Annotated in this window: 12 protein-coding genes, 1 tRNA gene and 1 other RNA gene; all 14 read right to left on the reverse strand. The window is 55.3% G+C overall.

Annotated features, from left to right (window positions below):
* Nucleotides 1-5: 5 nt before the first annotated feature.
* The 14 genes from bcsB to ACX8ZY_RS19280 all read right to left on the reverse strand — a co-directional run bounded on the left by bcsB (nt 6) and on the right by ACX8ZY_RS19280 (nt 17,164).
* On the reverse strand, nt 6-2,957 hold the full coding sequence (gene bcsB, locus ACX8ZY_RS19215; RefSeq protein ID WP_158149687.1) for a cellulose biosynthesis cyclic di-GMP-binding regulatory protein BcsB: 2,952 nt from the start codon (nt 2,955-2,957) through the stop codon (nt 6-8).
* Nucleotides 2,954-5,065: a UDP-forming cellulose synthase catalytic subunit gene (gene bcsA / locus ACX8ZY_RS19220; RefSeq protein WP_010671648.1), complete on the reverse strand. Its 2,112-nt coding sequence runs from the start codon at nt 5,063-5,065 to the stop codon at nt 2,954-2,956. The genes bcsB and bcsA overlap by 4 nt, the downstream gene beginning before the upstream one ends.
* Before the next feature lie 49 nt (nt 5,066-5,114).
* Entirely contained in the window at nt 5,115-5,918 is an 804-nt protein-coding gene (gene bcsQ / locus ACX8ZY_RS19225; RefSeq protein ID WP_022624838.1) for a cellulose biosynthesis protein BcsQ, read from the reverse strand.
* Nucleotides 5,909-6,505, reverse strand: coding sequence for a cellulose biosynthesis protein BcsO (gene bcsO, locus ACX8ZY_RS19230; protein WP_425021216.1), 597 nt, complete (start codon nt 6,503-6,505; stop codon nt 5,909-5,911). The genes bcsQ and bcsO overlap by 10 nt, the downstream gene beginning before the upstream one ends.
* 519 nt (nt 6,506-7,024) lie before the next feature.
* Nucleotides 7,025-8,047, reverse strand: coding sequence for a dipeptide ABC transporter ATP-binding subunit DppF (gene dppF / locus ACX8ZY_RS19235; protein WP_158149689.1), 1,023 nt, complete (start codon nt 8,045-8,047; stop codon nt 7,025-7,027).
* The gene (gene dppD / locus ACX8ZY_RS19240; RefSeq protein WP_010257423.1) at nt 8,037-9,023 is read right to left on the reverse strand and encodes a dipeptide ABC transporter ATP-binding protein; all 987 of its coding nucleotides are present in this window, start codon (nt 9,021-9,023) and stop codon (nt 8,037-8,039) included. The genes dppF and dppD overlap by 11 nt, the downstream gene beginning before the upstream one ends.
* Before the next feature lie 12 nt (nt 9,024-9,035).
* A complete protein-coding gene (gene dppC, locus ACX8ZY_RS19245) occupies nt 9,036-9,938 on the reverse strand; it encodes a dipeptide ABC transporter permease DppC (protein ID WP_010671643.1) in 903 nt (300 codons plus the stop codon).
* A 9-nt stretch (nt 9,939-9,947) separates the two neighbouring features.
* Entirely contained in the window at nt 9,948-10,967 is a 1,020-nt protein-coding gene (dppB, locus tag ACX8ZY_RS19250; RefSeq protein WP_010257427.1) for a dipeptide ABC transporter permease DppB, read from the reverse strand.
* Nucleotides 10,968-11,138: 171 nt separating this feature from the next.
* Nucleotides 11,139-12,749 (reverse strand): dipeptide ABC transporter periplasmic-binding protein DppA, encoded by a 1,611-nt coding sequence (gene dppA / locus ACX8ZY_RS19255; protein WP_421665157.1) that lies wholly within the window; start codon nt 12,747-12,749, stop codon nt 11,139-11,141.
* A 1,047-nt stretch (nt 12,750-13,796) separates the two neighbouring features.
* Nucleotides 13,797-13,926: non-coding RNA, RtT sRNA (locus ACX8ZY_RS19260), on the reverse strand.
* A gap of 33 nt (nt 13,927-13,959) precedes the next feature.
* Nucleotides 13,960-14,036 (reverse strand) — tRNA-Pro (locus ACX8ZY_RS19265).
* A 125-nt stretch (nt 14,037-14,161) separates the two neighbouring features.
* Nucleotides 14,162-15,853 (reverse strand): kdo(2)-lipid A phosphoethanolamine 7''-transferase, encoded by a 1,692-nt coding sequence (eptB, locus tag ACX8ZY_RS19270; protein ID WP_052270946.1) that lies wholly within the window; start codon nt 15,851-15,853, stop codon nt 14,162-14,164.
* A gap of 322 nt (nt 15,854-16,175) precedes the next feature.
* Nucleotides 16,176-16,604, reverse strand: a complete 429-nt coding sequence (locus ACX8ZY_RS19275; protein ID WP_010257431.1) for an organic hydroperoxide resistance protein — start codon at nt 16,602-16,604, stop codon at nt 16,176-16,178.
* Nucleotides 16,605-16,699: 95 nt separating this feature from the next.
* Nucleotides 16,700-17,164 (reverse strand): MarR family winged helix-turn-helix transcriptional regulator, encoded by a 465-nt coding sequence (locus ACX8ZY_RS19280; RefSeq protein WP_010671641.1) that lies wholly within the window; start codon nt 17,162-17,164, stop codon nt 16,700-16,702.
* Between the last annotated feature and the right edge of the window lie 24 nt (nt 17,165-17,188).

The following is a 17,188-nucleotide window of genomic DNA, read 5'->3' on the forward strand; positions in this document are numbered from 1 at the left end:
TATCCTTACTTCCTGCCGGAATCACGGTCCTGCTTTGGGTTCAGACGTCGCCAGGCGTGACGCTTCAGCATCACCCAGGCCGCACTGCCCACCAGCGCGGAGAGCAGCATCGCCGCCACCGCCAGCAGCACCGAGTGCTGGTTGGCATACCACACCACCATCATGTACCAGGGCAACTCACCGCTGGGAAACTGCGCGCCGACGCGGAAACTGCGAATGCCGTTTTCATCGGTAATAATCGCGGTATCGCCACGAATGCCGGCGTTAATCTGCGCTGAACTCAAATCGTTATGCAGTCGCAACAGCTGATCGTCGCTGGTTGCCACCGTCATCACCACCAGCCGATCGCGGTTCCATGGCGATCGGTAGCTGAGGAAGCCTCGCCACGCTTCGTTGGAGGAGAAGTAACGATCGGCATCCAGCTGCTGACGGCTCCAGTCACCGGTCAGCCAGCCGCGTAATTTTTCCAGCGTGTCAGGCTCTTTCACCCCAAAAGTGCTGCTGGTGGCGTCATAAGGGGAAGCCGCCAGCATCGCCTGATTAAAGGCGCTGTTGCCGGTGGTGCTCACCGCCAGCAGATCGCTCTGCTGTATGCGCGCCAGATGGGTTCCGCCAGTCGGCAGGCCAAACAGTACCTGATTCTGTGTCAGCGCCAGACCGGTGGCTTTACCAGCCCGCGCCGCCAGATCCAGCAGCGTTGACAGTTCAGCATCGCTGGGCGTTTCCGGCAGCAGCAGCGTGGTCTGGCTGAAATCGGCCAGACGTGAGAACGGGAAAGAGGCACCCACAAAGTAAGAGAGGTTCGGCAGCATGCTGAAGTGACGGGTATGGCTCAGATCGATCCATGAATCCTCTTCAATCCGGCTCTTGATGTTGTTGTTCAGTAACACACCGCAGGGCGCATCAGCCCGCGGTTTGATATTGAAGTAGAGCGCCAGCTGGTTATCGCCATAGATCAGGTAGGGTTCGAGATTAAGCTGATACTGCTCCTGACGCGCATCACCGCCCAGACGGTGCCAGGCGTTCTCCAGCAGGCCGACTTTGTTCACCGTCAGATTGCGCAGAAAAGTGCCGTTAAGCATGACGTTAAGGAAGGAATTATCCTCATCGATCCAGCTTTCGGACGGGAAGCGATAGTGCAGATTGACCGGCACTGTGTCGCCATCCCACAGGAACAAATCAGGCGCGGCGCGGAAGTTAACACGCAGCGCATCATGCCAGATGCCGCTACTGGTCAGACTCTGATCTTTACGCAGCAGTTCGCTCAGTCGTACCGGACGGTCAGTGTTAATCCAGCGCGGGGCATCGTAAGGTTTGCGGTTTGCAATAGTCTGTGCGGGGACCTGCAGATGACTCTCATCCGTCGTCAGTGGCTGCGTCGTCAGACGGTTCGCCGCCTGACGCAACTGCTCCTCATTGTTGCCACTGACCAGCAGCAATTTGTAAACCGGATTATTGGGATTATCCACCACCTGCAACATCGGACCGTTACTGGCCGGGAAAGTCAGGGTGCCGATCCGGTCACCAGGATGACCAAACAGGATGCCGTTGTGTTCCGGCAGTTCGCCGCGCACCACCGGGAAACGGATGCCGCGATAATCACTCTGAATGCCGAGCCAGGATGTCACCAGTGCCGCCGCGCTGACAGCATCGGCTGAAACATGACTGGCAAAGCCCACCGTCACGGTGGACGCCGTCATCCGCTGAGGATCCAGGAAGGGGCGCGGGAAATTACGCAGGCTGGTGCCGATATTGAGCTTCTGACCCTCAAGGTGCAGCGATGTGTTCGGCAGAATGGTGACCTGATACTGCTGTGCGCTCTCTCTTTCACACAGCAACTTGTCCGCATCATTGATTTTAAAACTCAGATTGTTCGCCGACACCACCATCGCCGCCGGAATATCCAGCTCATAGTCGCTGACATCGCTGTCCGTCGCACCCAGCGGCAGCGTGCCGAGCGGCTGACCATTCAGCATCAGTTGCAGCGACGTATTGCGTGCCGCCAGCGCAGCTGAGACGCGCAGCGTCAGATTAAGTCGCGCATTGGTGATGACTTCATCGCCGGGCAGGGTAAAGGTGATGCCCGACTGAAGCTGGCCGCCGGTCAGCGTGATGCCGCGCGACTGGCCCATCTGGGCCACTGAAATAACACTACTGATTGGCTGATTGATGGCAGCCGCGATCGGCGGCTGCGCTTCTGCAACCGGTGCAGCTACCTGACCTGGCGCGTAGGGCAGCGCACTGGCGGCCGCTTCCAGCGCGGGATCGGCACTGCTCAGGCCCTGCGGCAGGGGTACTGCTGACAGCGCGCTGCTGTCCTGGGTCACCGCGCCGGTGGCGGCCATCGGCGCGGTGGTCTGGGCAGAAGCCGCCGCCTCACCGGTCGATGACGCGGTCTGAGGCGTTGAGGTCGCGTCACCGGTCACTGAAGATGGCTGAGTTTGTGATGTCGCCTCGCTACCTGGGGCGTAAGAGGCGTTCACCGGGGGTGCCATGGCATTGGGTGATGCACTCTGTGGCGCCGATGCCGGTGCAGATTCTGCGGACGGTGTCGCAGATGGCGCATTTGCCGCTGGTGACACTGACGGCATTGCAGACTCTCCACCGCTGACCGGGACCGCTACCTGGTCTGAACCTGCCGTCTGGGTGGAACCATTATTCATGGGCACCACAGATGCCGCATCGCTGGCCGGAGCCTGATTTGTCGCGGGTGCAATGACGGTGGCATCGGCAGGCTGCGTGCTGGAAGCAGCATCAGGCGGCGTCGGAGCCGGACTGTTTACCGGCGCACTGGCAGGCTGCGTGGTGGAAGCAGCATCAGGCGGCGTCGGGGCTGAACTGTTTACCGGCGCAGCACTGCTGTTATCAGCAGTAACCGGCGTTTCCGCGCCAGCGGGCGTCAGCCATAACGCTGCGGTCAGTGAACTGACCAGCAAAGTTTGCGTCAGGATCTTCATGCCGCCCCATCCTCTTTCGCCGCCGCGGCAACCGGGTCGACATTTTTACGTTTATCGTGGCGGCCTTTCCAGGTCAGCCAGAACAGCTCAAAGACGGTACGGATAATAGTGCCCAGCGAAATCAGCGGGTTGTCCTGCTTATACTCCGGCTGAATCCAGGCATCAGCACGAGCCAGCACCACACGGACCAGTTCGCGACGACGCGCCAGCGGCATCGCCTCAAAGCGCAGACGGATGCTCTCATCATCGCCGGAAATCTGACTGACCGGGATAGTGATCGCGCCGGATTTCAGCAGCAGATCAATCTCTTCAATCTCATCAGTTTCATGACGTCCATCGGGTGCATCAAGCTGCGCGCCGCCCATCGAAAGGTTGCTGGTCTGGGTGCGCGATGAAATGCCGCTGGCGTAATGAATAATCGCCGGGATTTGCACTTCAACACGGATGGTTTTACGCACCTGCTTGGTTTCGCGCGCCACGGCAATTGCCGCCATCAGAATGATCAGGCTGAAGATCGCCCAGCCGACGTTGAGCGCGATAACGTAAGGATCGACGCCAAAATAGTCATGCATCACGGCGCGCACCACGCCGGCTACAATGCCAATGCCCAGCAGCAGCGCCACAATCACATGCGGACGCACGATGTGGAAATCGAAGAAGCCCTGATCCAGCACGCCGCCTTTATCGGTCACGTTAAACTTGCCATGTTTTGGCGACAACAGGGTCAGAATGGTCGGGATCACCAGATGGAAGCACATCACCGTCTCATAAATTTCACCCCAGAAGGTGTAACGGAAACGGCCATTCATTCGTGAGTTAACGTAGAGCGACATCACCAGATGGGGCAGCACATAGGCAAAGATCAGCGAGGCCGATGAGTGAATAATATTCAGGTTAAACAGCAGGTAAGCCAGCGGTGCGGTCAGGAAGGCAACGCGTGGCAGGCCAAACTGGAAATGCAGCATGGCGTTGAGATAGCAAAGACGCTGCTGCCACTTCAGGCCACGGCCAAACAGCGGGTTATCGACGCGGAAAATCTGTGTCATGCCACGCGCCCAACGGGTACGCTGAATGATATGCAGGCCCAGACGTTCTGTTGCCAGACCGGCAGCCAGCGGGATCGACAAAAAGGCTGAGCCCCAGCCCAGTCGCTGCATTTTCAGGGCGGTGTGTGCATCTTCGGTCACGGTTTCAACGGCAAAACCGCCAATCTCTTCCAGCGCTGAACGACGGATCACCGCACAGGAGCCACAGAAGAAAGTGGCATTCCAGTTATCATTACCCTGCTGCACCGGGCCATAAAACAGCGAGCCTTCGTTTGGAATGCTGCGTGCGGCGCGCAGGTTACGCTCAAAGGGATCGGGAGAATAGAAGTAGTGCGGCGTCTGTAGCAGCGCCAGCTTCGGATCTTTCAGGAACGGTCCGACCGTCGCCTGCAGGAAGGTGCGCGTCGCCACGTGGTCGCAGTCGAAGATGCAAATCAGCTCACCTTTGGTGATTTTCATCGCATGGTTGAGGTTCCCGGCTTTGGCATGTTTATTGTCGTCACGGGTGATATAACCCACGCCGACATCCGCCGCAAAGCGGGCAAACTCGCTGCGCTTGCCATCATCCAGCAGATAGACCCTGATTTTGTCACGCGGGTAGTCGATACACTGCGCCGCGAGTACGGTGTCGCGCACCACATCAAGACTTTCATTGTAGGAAGGCACATAAATATCGACCGTCGGCCACAGGCTGGTGTCGTCCGGTAAGGGTTCGATGGTGCGTTTTAATGGCCAGGTGGTTTGCAGGAAGCCAAGAATTAAGATCAGCCAGACGTACAGCTCCGCCAGATATAAGCCAATGCCTAAGATAGCTTCAACTTCGGAATTAAAGTGCAGCGTCTCGGTGGTCCGCCACCAGATATAGCGGCTTGACATCAGCGCAGAGAGAACCACCATCACCACCGTTATTTTGCGGCTCTTGCTGAAACCCAATAAAAACATCATGCCGATGCTGATCAGACCAAAAATATACTGTTTCTGGCTGTCCATTGGCGTAATGATGATCACCGCCGCAACGGGTGCAAGCACCAGCAGCAGCAGGTAAAACCCGATTTTACTCATGATTCACCCTGAGAAGAGCTGTGTAAGTCAGTCGCCTGGCGGAAGCCGACTAAAAGTGGTTTGTGCGGATGGGAGCCTGAACTTCGCCATTACCCACGGTGATATTCAGAATGCTGCTGACCCTTTTCGCGATCAGTTCAATATCAAATGCCGCTGCGGAGGCGGGACTGAAATCGTAAACAGACTGCTGCGAAGCATTGGCTTCACCCACACTTTCATCACGGTGAACCACGCCCAGTAAATTATCGCCCAGGCGCTGCTGCATAAACGCGGTGACATCGCGATTGATATTCCGGCGGTTGTCACACTGGTTAAGGATAAAATAGTGACCCTGCTTATTATTGAGAGGCTTACCGATCATCCGGTTCTCTTCAATCTGCGGTAATAACGATACTGATGCGGTATCGGCTAACATCACCACTAAATGCATATCGGCCAGCGTCGTCATTGCTTTAAGGGCGGGGCCTGGGCCTGGCGGGAAATCAGCCACGATCACCAGACCGGGATAATTGAGCACCGTATCCAGACCGCGCTTAATAAAGTGGGGATCTTTCATCAGGTTCTCTTCGAACCGTTCGCGCTGCGGCTCCGTGACGTCGCCATAGGGCAGCACAAAGATATTGCCGCCAGTGGTAAGAATCGACTGGCTCCAGTCCGCCTGCTCTTCTGAGCGCGCCACAAATCCGCGGCCATCATGAAGCGGCACGCCAAAGTGAAGACGCAGTGCATTCTGCACATCAAAATCAATCGCCAGAACTTTGCTACCGGAACGCGCCAGACTCCAGGCCAGATTCGCCGCCAGCGTGGTTTTCCCCACGCCCCCCTTCGGCGAGCACACACAAACTAATGGCATAGCGCAATCTTCTCCAGTAACGGTTTGAGTAAGGTTTCTTTCGGCAGATTAATCTCGCGCGAGCGGAACAGCGCACCAAATCGTCCTGGCTCAGAATGGGTGGCGGTGGGTGCGACGACGGGCTGAAGCTCCGCCACGGTGGCAGGCCGGACCGGCTCAGCACGCAGCGGGGTCGCAGGCTCAGCCACGGCCGCTTTTTGCAGTGGTGGCGGTGGCGGTGGCGGAAAGAGTGATGAAGGACCGCGTTCAGTCGTGCTGGTTGCTGGCAGGTTACTGCCTGACAGGCTATCGAGAATCGAGGTGCGGGCTGCCATTGCCGGTTGCGCAGTGAGTGCGGCATGTCGTGCCGGAGCCCCAGGCGGTGGAGCCGTAAACTCATCACCACGCAGCGGCTGAGGTTGCGGCAGGTCAATACGCTCGCCGCCGCCAAACGGTGTCTGATGTTCTTCTTTCGCCAGCTGGCGAATCAATGCCCATTTACTGTGTTCCGCCGCTTCCTGCGTCTGGCCAGACATATCTTTAAAGTCGATGTCGAGCGTTTGCGTTTTCTCTTTAAAACGCTGCAAATCATCGTAATTATTCTTCATTGGCCATGGCCTGCAACAAGGTGGGAATTTTCCTGGAATATAACACATCCCTTTAATATCAGTCAGAAAAACCTGATTACAAAAAAAGCAATTTCAATCAAATTGTTTAATCATAAAGATTCAATAGTGGCGGAAGAAAGCCTCTGCCGAGTCATTACCGCTGATAATTAATAAGTAATACTTAAGTTAAATTCATTAGCCCTCTTTTAATAATTTTTCAGAAAATACCCCTCTTACAACCTCTGGCACTGCCAGGCTGACTCCTGTAAACAGCGTTTCAAAGAGCGTTCAGGCTGCCGCAGGCGCAAAAAAATCGCATTTCTGCCATAAGTGATTGAGGCTATTTATCTTTTTTCACTGCAAATATCGCCAGAATAAAAACAGGTTAAAACTGATAACGGAAAAAGAGGAGGGATAACCAGGAAGTGCTCGCTGACCTGCGAGCAGTGCGGCTTGCAGCTGAGTTGAGATAAAAAAAGGCTCCAGAAAGGAGCCTTTGGCTGGGGGCCAGGTGATTGCTCAACTGACTTTCTCTGCCGCACCCACTGGCTGATTTTCATCCTGATCAACCGCGAAGCAGGCAATCTCCTGTCCGCCATAGTTTTTCAGCTTCGGCTGCAACTGCACGCAGGTGCCAAAACGTCGGTGGCAGCGCGCATTAAAGGCGCAGCCCGGCGGTGGATTGAGCGGGCTCGGCAGCTCGCCGGTCAGCTTAATGCGCTCACGACGGTCGTCTGGATTAAGCCGCGGCGTCGCTGACAGCAAAGCCTGAGTATAAGGATGGCGCGGGTTGGCAAAAATTGCCTCTTTGCTGCCCTTCTCAACGCACCGGCCGAGATACATCACCATCACCTCATCGGCAATGTGTTCCACCACCGACAAATCGTGCGAGATAAAGACATAAGAAAGCCCCATATCCTGCTGCAGATCCATCATCAGGTTAAGCACCTGGGCACGCACCGACACGTCGAGCGCCGAAACCGGCTCATCGGCAATCAGGACGTCCGGATCGAGCATCAGCCCACGTGCGATGGCGATACGCTGACGCTGCCCGCCTGAGAACATGTGCGGGTAGCGGTCGTAGTGCTCGGTTTTCAGGCCGACTTTTGCCATCATCTCCAGCGTCTTCTCGCGGCGTTCCGCGCGGGTCAGCTGGGTATTAATCACCAGCGGCTCTTCCAGAATCTGGCTTACTTTTTTGCGCGGATTGAGTGAGCCGTACGGGTTCTGGAACACGATCTGGATTTTCTGGCGACGCAGCTTCTGCGCCTGGGGATCATGTTTCAGCAGATCCTGACCGTGCCAGTAAAGCTGCCCTTCGGTCGGGGTTTCAATCATCGTCAGCAGGCGGCCCAGCGTGGATTTCCCACAGCCTGACTCGCCTACCACCGCCAGTGTTTTACCGCGTTCCAGATTAAAAGAGACGCCATCCAGCGCTTTGACCAGACGTTCCTGACCAAACAGCCCCTTCTTCACCGGGTAGTGCTTCTTCAGATCAATCGCCTGCAGCAGGAACTGATCTTTAGTGGTTTCATGACTCATAAGTTGGTCTCCCGGCATCGTCCAGCGGATAGTGACACTTGGACTGGCGTCCTGGAATGGTGCGCAGTTCAGGTTCTTCCTGACGACAAAGGTCAGTCGCATAGGGACAGCGTGGATTAAGCAGACAGCCAATCGGGCGGTCATACTTGCCCGGTACCACGCCAGGCAGCGAGGCCAGGCGTGCTTTATCGGCCGCGAACTCCGGCAGCGCACGCAGCAGCGCCTGCGTATAAGGATGGCGCGGCGCCTTAAAGATATCGGTCGCTTTACCGCTTTCCACCACCTGACCGGCATACATCACGATAATGTGGTGCGCCGCTTCTGCCACTAACGCCAGATCGTGAGTAATCAGGATCAGCGCCATGTTCTCCTGCCGCTGCAACTCCAGCAGCAGTTCGATGATCTGCGCCTGAATGGTCACGTCGAGCGCCGTGGTCGGCTCATCGGCGATTAACAGCTTAGGCCGACAGGCGATCGCCATGGCAATCATCACACGCTGGCTCATGCCGCCCGACAGCTGGTGCGGATAGACATCGAGCCGTGACGCGGGATCGGGAATACCAACCTGATTCAGCAGGTCGATCGCCCGCTGACGCCGGGTGCGTTTATTGCCGCCCTGATGCACCTTGATCGCTTCCATGATCTGGAAACCTACGGTGTAGCAGGGATTCAGGCTGGTCATCGGGTCCTGAAAAATCATCGCCACTTCGGCGCCCACCAGCTGGCGGCGCTCACGTTCGGAGATGTTCTGCAGGTCGCGCTGGTTGAACTCCAGCTTCTCAGCCATCACCTTGCCGGGGAAATCGATCAGCCCCATGATCGCCAGGGAACTCACCGATTTACCAGAGCCGGACTCGCCCACGATACCCACGACCTGGCCCTGCTCAACCTGATAACTGATGCGGTCAACCGCGCGGAACGGTGCTTTATCGTCGCCGAAATGCACCGATAGTTTGTCTACATTTAATAACGCCATCTCGGTGCCTCTTTACTGCTTGAGTTTCGGGTCGAGTGCATCACGCAAACCATCGCCCATCAGGTTAAATGCCAGCACGGTAAGCAGAATGACCAATCCAGGGAAGGTCACTACCCACCAGGCACTTTGCGCATACTGCAGGACGTCGGAGAGCATCGTGCCCCACTCCGGCGTTGGCGGTTGCGCACCCATACCGAGAAAGCCCAGCGCCGCCATATCGAGAATGGCGTTGGAGAAACCTAATGAAGCCTGCACGATCAATGGTGCAAGGCAGTTAGGCAGAATATTCACAAACATCTGGCGCAGCATACCGGCGCCGGCCACGCCGGAGGCGGTCACATAGTCGCGGTTCACTTCCACCAGCACCGCCGCGCGGGTCAGACGGATATAGTGCGGCAGCGCCACAAAGGTCAGCGCGATAGAGGCGTTAACGATCGAAGGGCCAAAGATGGCGACCAGCACCAGCGCCAGCAGCAGGCTGGGCAGCGCCAGCATGATATCGACGACACGCATGATGATGGCATCGACCACACCGCCGAGATAACCGGCCAGCAGGCCAAATATCACGCCGAAAATCAGTGACAGCACCACCACCAGACAGCCAACCAGCAGCGACAGGCGCGCACCATACATCAGACGCGACAGCACATCGCGGCCTACATCGTCGGTGCCCAGAATGTAGCTCCAGCTGCCGCCTTCCTGCCAGACCGGCGGATGCAGCAGCGCATCGCGGAACTGCTCAGCAGGGGCATGCGGGGCCAGCACATCGGCAAAAATGGCGCACAGCAACACAATGATGATGTAGACCAGGCCCACAACGGCGCCCTTGTTACGTTTAAAGTAGTGCCAGAATTCCTGAAACGGGGTCATCGGCTTGGGTGCAACGGTAACGCTGCCGGGATCAACAACAGACATGATGCCCCCTTATTTCTTATGACGTATGCGCGGGTTAACCACGCCATACAGCAGATCAACCAGCAGGTTGACCACAATAATCAGTACTGCTGTCAGCAGCACCCCGCCCTGCACCACCGGATAGTCACGGCGCTGCAACGCTTCAATCAGCCAGCGACCCAGGCCCGGCCACGAGAAGATGGTTTCGGTCAGAATCGCCCCGGCCAGCAAGGTGCCGACCTGCAGGCCGATCACCGTAACCACCGGCAGCATGGCGTTTCGCAGCGCATGCACTACGATCACGCGCATCCGCGTCAGGCCTTTGGCACGCGCAGTACGGATGTAATCTTCACCCAGCACTTCGAGCATCGCCGATCGCGTCATTCGCACAATCACCGCCAGCGGAATGGTGCCGAGCACGATGGCAGGCAGAATCATGTGCATCACCGCATCGTGGAAGTCGCCCGGCTCACCCCAGAAGAAGGTATCGATCAGCATAAAGCCGGTCAGCGGCATGGTGTCATCCAGGAAGACGGTGTCGCCGACCCGCCCGGAAACCGGTGTCAGGTTGAGCTGTACCGAGACCAGCATGATCAGCATGATGCCCCACCAGAAGATCGGCATGGAGTAGCCGGTCAGTGAGATTCCCACGGCGGTGTGATCGAAAATCGACCCCCGCTTCACGGCAGCCATGACCCCAACCGGGATACCAATGGCCACGGCAAATATCATGGCGCAGATGCCGAGTTCCAGCGTCGCTTTGAAGCGCGGAACAAACTCATCCCAGACCGGGATGCGGCTCTTAAGTGAAATGCCCAGGTCACCATGTAATACGCCGTTAATGTAGTTCAGGTACTGTTTCCACAGAGGCTGATCCAGACCTAACAGCGCCATTAACTGTGCATGGCGTTCAGGAGAAATACCGCGTTCGCCCGCCATGATCAGTACCGGATCGCCGGGGATCATGTGAACAAATGCGAAGGTGAGTAATGTAATACCGATAAACGTTGGGATGACAAGGCCCAGACGTCGGAGTATGAACTGCAGCATAATCCGGGTTCTCTCTTGTCCGCGCGACCGTCGCCGCGAGGGTAGTTATTGCTTACATCTGACGATCGGGTAGGCCCGACCGCGACGCAGACAGGCTGCGCCTCTACCGTTTCCAGTAAAACAGGGAGATAAAGCCGGGGCGACGCGCAGCCGCCCCGGAAAAGGCGACAATTATTCTTTAATGTCTACCTGAGCAAAGTAGTGTCCGCCCAGCGGATCGACTTTGTACCCGGAGACTTTCTTGCTGACCGGTTCGTATACCGTTGAGTGCGCGATCATCAGCGCCGGTGCCTGGTCATGCATCACAACCTGTGCCTGCTTGTAGTACTCGATGCGCTTCGCCTGATCGGCGGTGGCGCGAGCTGGCTGAATCTGATCCTCAAAGGATTTATCACACCAGCGCGAGTAGTTAGAGCCATCTTTTGCCGCTGAACAGCTGAACAGGGTGGCCAGGAAGTTATCCGGATCCCCATTGTCGCCGGTCCAGCCCATCATGACGGTCTGGTGCTCGCCCGCTTTGGCGCGCTTCAGATACTCGCCCCACTCGTAGGTGACGATTTTGGCTTTGACGCCAATCTTCGCCCAGTCGCTCTGGATCATCTCAGCCATGCGGCGTGCATTCGGGTTGTACGGACGCTGAACCGGCATTGCCCACAGGTCGATTGAGAAGCCGTCTGCCATGCCCGCTTCTTTCAGCAACGCTTTGGCTTTCTCAGGATCGTAGGCGTAGTCTTTTACGTCGTCGTTATAGCCCCACATCGTTGGTGGGATCAGGTTTTTAGCAGGCTGACCTGCACCCTGATAAACGGCTTCGATAATCGCCTTTTTGTTGACCGCCATGGTCAGTGCCTGACGCACTTTCAGGTTATCCAGCGGTTTTTTCTCAACGTTGTACGACAGATAGCCGACGTTCAGGCCAGCCTGCTCATACAGGTTGATGTTTTTGTCCTGCTTCATACGCGCGATGTCAGCCGGGTTTGGATAGGGCATGACCTGACATTCGCCCTTCTGCAGCTTGGCGTAACGCACTGAAGCATCCGGGGTAATAGAGAAGACTAAGCGATCGATTTTCGGCTTGGTGCCCCAGTAATTCGGGTTAGCTTTGTAAAGGATGCGCGAATCTTTCTGGTACTGCAGCAGCTGGAACGGACCGGTACCGACCGGATTCAGGTCGACGTTTTGCGGGGTGCCCGCTTTCAGCATGTTGTCAGCGTACTCTTTCGACAGAATCGAGGCGAAGTCCATGCCAAGGTCAGCAAGGAACGGCGATTCAGGACGCGTCAGCACAAAGCGCACGGTGTTCTCGTCCACTTTTTCAATTTTGCTGATCAGCTTCGGCATGTCCATGCCTTCGAAATATTCGTAGCTGCCGCCGGAGACGCCGTGATAGGCGTTGTTTTTATCCAGCTGGCGCTCAAAGGTGAACACCACATCATCCGCATTGAAGTCGCGCGTCGGTTTGAAATCTTTGGTGGTCTGCCACTTCACGCCTTTGCGCAGGTGGAAGGTATAAGTTTTACCGTCTTCACTGACATCCCACTTCTCTGCCAGCGCAGCGTGCAGTTCGGTGGTGCCGATAGTGAACTCAACCAGTCGGTTGTAGATCTGACGTGAGCTGGCATCGTAGGTGGTGCCCGAGGTGAACAACTGCGGGTTAAAGCCTTCCGGAGAACCTTCAGAACAGTAGACCAGGGTTTTTGCCTGAACACCGGCGGCGACAGTCATAGCAATCAGGCTCAGACCGACCTTCAGCATCCCGGATTTAGCCAGGGAGTTGATCATGCTTTTGCTCCATTGTGATGTGATGTTGTGTGTATTGCCCGACCTCTGATTTTTTTATGCGGTTCAGGCGTACCACCGAACAGGTGGTTAAAGCACGCTACGTTTTTTTTGTTTTTTCTTATGCAGATGGTGCATTCAGAAAATTCCGTAACTGTGCGTTTATTGACGCATCAATTTGTCAACAGTTGCAAAGAACGTCAATACAACGGTTACTTATTTACACAGAGTGTGAGGGATAGCATGCAACGGTAATAAAAACCCTTTCGGCCTAAAAGCCATACAATGCACAGCGCTGCTGGTCTGATTTCCGTGCATTGTGCTGGATGGCTGTTCTATCGCTAGTGATTCTCACCGCTAAAAAACTTAAAACTTTTACCGGCAAATGTTGAATAACTGAACGATTCACCGTGCGTTATGACGTTCATCCAGCGGAATATGCTGGTAAAGAAGCATAAGAAATCAGCATGTTGCCGCTTTCGGTCATAAGAAGAATGTGTCGCGAATTATGATCGCATCTCTTATATGGCAAGGCCTGCCAGCGGGTAAGTGATGATAACAACGGCTGGTAAACAGAATGCGCGGTGGATGGGGTTTACTGGAACTTTCTGGAAGATAGCGAAGATGGCAAGCGGGAGTGGCGTTAAGATCGAGATTGCTTTGGGAACACGGTCAGATCGGAAAGACGCTTAAACCATCCCTGGACGCTCAGTGGTAAGAATGTGAATGCTTAGCGGTCAGATCGAGACTGCTTCGGGAACACGGTCAGATCGGAAAGGCGCTTAAACCATCCCTGGACGCTCGGCCCACGCCGTCCATGGCGTGGGACGCTTTCCTCCTCTGCCCCTGTTCCCTTCGCCTTGAGATTGTTCATTGCTGTCAGCGTCACTCGGGTTAGGATCTGTCAGTTGTCTGAGATGCTTCTGTAAGTACCTGATGCGTCTGCCAGACGTATGCTCCCTGAAGCCCGCTCAACGGTAAATCCGTACCTTTCATCCACTTTTCTTCAGACGAAAAAAAACCTGTCTTTTCAGACAGGTTTCTTAAATATGGTCGGCGAGAGAGGATGACTCTGCTCTGCGAGCAGCGCCCTTCGGGCCGTTGCTGAAGCAACGTTGTCTCGCTACGCTCGGCTCAAACCTCCTTCGGAGGTTCTCATCCTCTTTTCTTCAGACGAAAAAAAACCTGTCTTTTCAGACAGGTTTCTTAAATATGGTCGGCGAGAGAGGATTCGAACCTCCGACCCACTGGTCCCAAACCAGTTGCGCTACCAAGCTGCGCTACTCGCCGATGGGGGCGCATGTTACTGCTACCCCCGATCAGCGTCAACCGCTTTTTATGCTTTTGCCGCCAATCGCCTGGAAAGCACGCGGTTACCGGGAATCAGCCGCCTGCTTTACCCTTTTCGACCACTATTACAGCGGTTTAGCCTGACCATTACCCGGTGCCTGACACCAGTTGTTGGCCGGGTTAATGCCGCCATCTGGCGAGGTGTAACCCAGACAGCCCAGGATGGTATCGAACAACTCAACGTGGCGATGGGTCCGGCCCACGCGCTGCTGCGCCTGCAGACGCTCAAAGTTGCTGCGGTTCTGACTGTCTTCCAGATACTTATCTGACGCCCAGACCATCATCGGCACACGGAACTGCTCAGGCGGAGCCATCTCACGCGGCGTGCCGTGCAGATGCATATTCTCGCTAATCGACTCACCATGGTCGGCGGCATAGAAGACGATAGCCTTCTTATCACGCAGCTGATCCAGCACGCTATCCAGCATGCTATCGACATACAGCACCGAGTTGTCATAAGCGTTAATCAACTGCGCTTTGCTGCAGGTCTCATCCACGCCCATACACTCCGGCTGATATTTCGCGAAGCTGCGCGGATAACGCTGTGAATAGAGGTAGTGCGAACCTTTGGTGTGCAACACAATCAGATGCTTACCTTTCGGGAAACGATCCAATGACGCTTTCATCTCCGGCACCAGCAGCATGTCATCCACCGCTTTGCCCTGATTACGCTTCTCTGAACCGATCTGCTCACGGAAGGCAAAATTGTTGGCATTGATGTTGTCGTAGAACCAGACTTCGCTCTGCATCGCAAACAGCTCAGAGGTGAAGCCCAGCTCTTTCATCACCGCAAACACATTCTGCTCTTTCAGCGTGCGGCCCGGATTATCCATAGTGCCGCCTTCGCGCACGAACATGCAGCGCAGTGACAGCTTGGTCGCGGTATCACAGGACTCGCCCCGGAATGCCACCAGGTTCTTCTCTTTCGACAGCTTCGGCGTAGTGTCACGCTCATAGCCCAGCATCCCCATGTGATCCCAGCGCGTGGTTTCGCCAATCACAAACACCACATAGGTATCATCAAGCCCGGCAGGCGCGACGTAGGTAAACTTCTTCGCCGGATCCAGCAGTTCCTGACTGTTCAGCGACTCATCCACGCGGGTCCAGGCAAACAGGCCCACAGCCGCCAGCCAGTTCGAAGGAAGATAAGAGTGCGCCACCACACCGCCGTAACTCGGCAGATCGATGTTAGTGATCTCTTCGTTATGCTTCTGCAGCTTGTCGAAAAAACGAATCGGCAGCCAGACCAGTGCCACGCAGAGCAGCATGATCAGGGTGGGTTTCAGGCGCTGTCCCGGCGTACGCAGCTGTTCATTCAGCGTCATGCTCAGCTTATTGCGCCAGATCATCAGCAGTGGCAGCGCACTGACCAGCACCATCCACAGGATGAAATGGTAACCAATCACCTCTCTGGAGAGATCGGTGTCAGTCGTCATCACCGAAGCCACAATGCCGTAGCCAATCACCACGTTAAAAAACGCCATGTAATAGGCGGCGGCAACCGAAATCAGAACAATCAGCGTGGCCAGCACGCGATAAAACCACTTTCCTCCCAGCGACAGCAGACGCATCAGGAAGAAAGTCAGCACCACAATGGCCACTACCTCGGTGACGGCAGTCAGCCAGTTCGTAACCGTAGAGTGCCTGAGAAAACCGTCAAAACGACGATAGAAAATCGGCAAATTCAATAAGATACCGAGATAGAGCGCCAGCAAGAGCGATAACTTCTGCTGAGTCAGGGTTTTAATGTAATTCATGAAAAAAGGTGTTTCTCCGGTGTGAAGCGCTTGACCAAATCTTTTATGTGACTGCCGAAACGCGGCAGAGTTCGCTGAATAAGCGGACCGGACAAGATGAAGGAAAATTCTGAACGGATTTACAGGCTATAACGCGAGGTGGCTCAGTAAAACATGGTCGCGTTTGATAGACCAGAAAATAATCGTTGTCGACCTGATTAGCACATTTTTTTGTACACATCGAACAGGAACGGCCGGGTGGGCTGTTGCAGACAGCAGCAGGAGAGTGAAAATGACAGAGGAAAAAAAGTGCGGGCCTGATAGTTTCAGGCCCGCAGCACGCTTAGCGAATAATGTTCAGCGTGACATCGATGTTGTTGCGGGTGGCGTTTGAGTAAGGACAAACGATGTGTGCCGCATCAACCAGCTTCTGCGCTTCTGCTTCATCCATCTCTGGCAGATGAATGTTCAGGGTCGCTTCAATACCAAAACCATCAGGGATAGGGCCGATACCCACTTCACCTTCGATCCAGGCGTCTTTTGGCATGGTGATCTTGTCACGGCCCGCCACAAACTTCATCGCGCCCAGGAAGCAGGCAGAATAGCCCGCAGCAAACAGCTGCTCCGGGTTAGTCACTTCGCCGCCTGCACCGCCCATCTCTTTTGGCACGCCCAGTTTCACGTCCAGTACACCGTCAGAAGAGGTTGCACGACCATCACGACCACCGGTTGCTTTGGCTTTGGCGCGGTAAACCACTTGTTCTAAAGACATGACATTTCTCCGTTACGCTATTTAATCGCCCACTACTTATACAGCCGTAATCAGGCGGTGAGGTTTAACGGGTGCCGCGCACCCGTCAGCAATATTTATCGTGACTTATTCAGGTTATCTCGCAACCCATCCAGCTGTAATTTCAGCGCCAGCAAAGCGTCATCATCACAGGCTGTGGCACACTTAACCGCTTCAGGAATGGCTTCAGCCCTGGCCCGTAACGCCTGCCCGGCTTCGGTCAGCGTCACCGCAACCTGGCGTTCATCCTGACGGGTTCGCTGCCGGTTAATCAGGCCTGCACTTTCCAGTCGCTTCAGAAGTGGCGTTAATGTTGCCGAGTCTAAAAAAAGCTGCTCGCCAATCTCTGACACCGTGACATCATCTTTCTGCCACAACACCAGCATGACCAGATATTGAGGATAGGTGATGTCGAGCTGGCTCAGCAACTGACGATAGACTTTATTCATCGCCAGGTTGGCAGAATAAAGCGCAAAGCAGAGGTGCTGATCGACCAACAGTGGCATCGTTTTCACTTTTTTGTCATCTTGATCACAGTTCATGGTTAATAATATAGATAGCGCGCT

Source organism: Pantoea sp. XAF26B01_ASV70 (assembly GCF_054512635.1).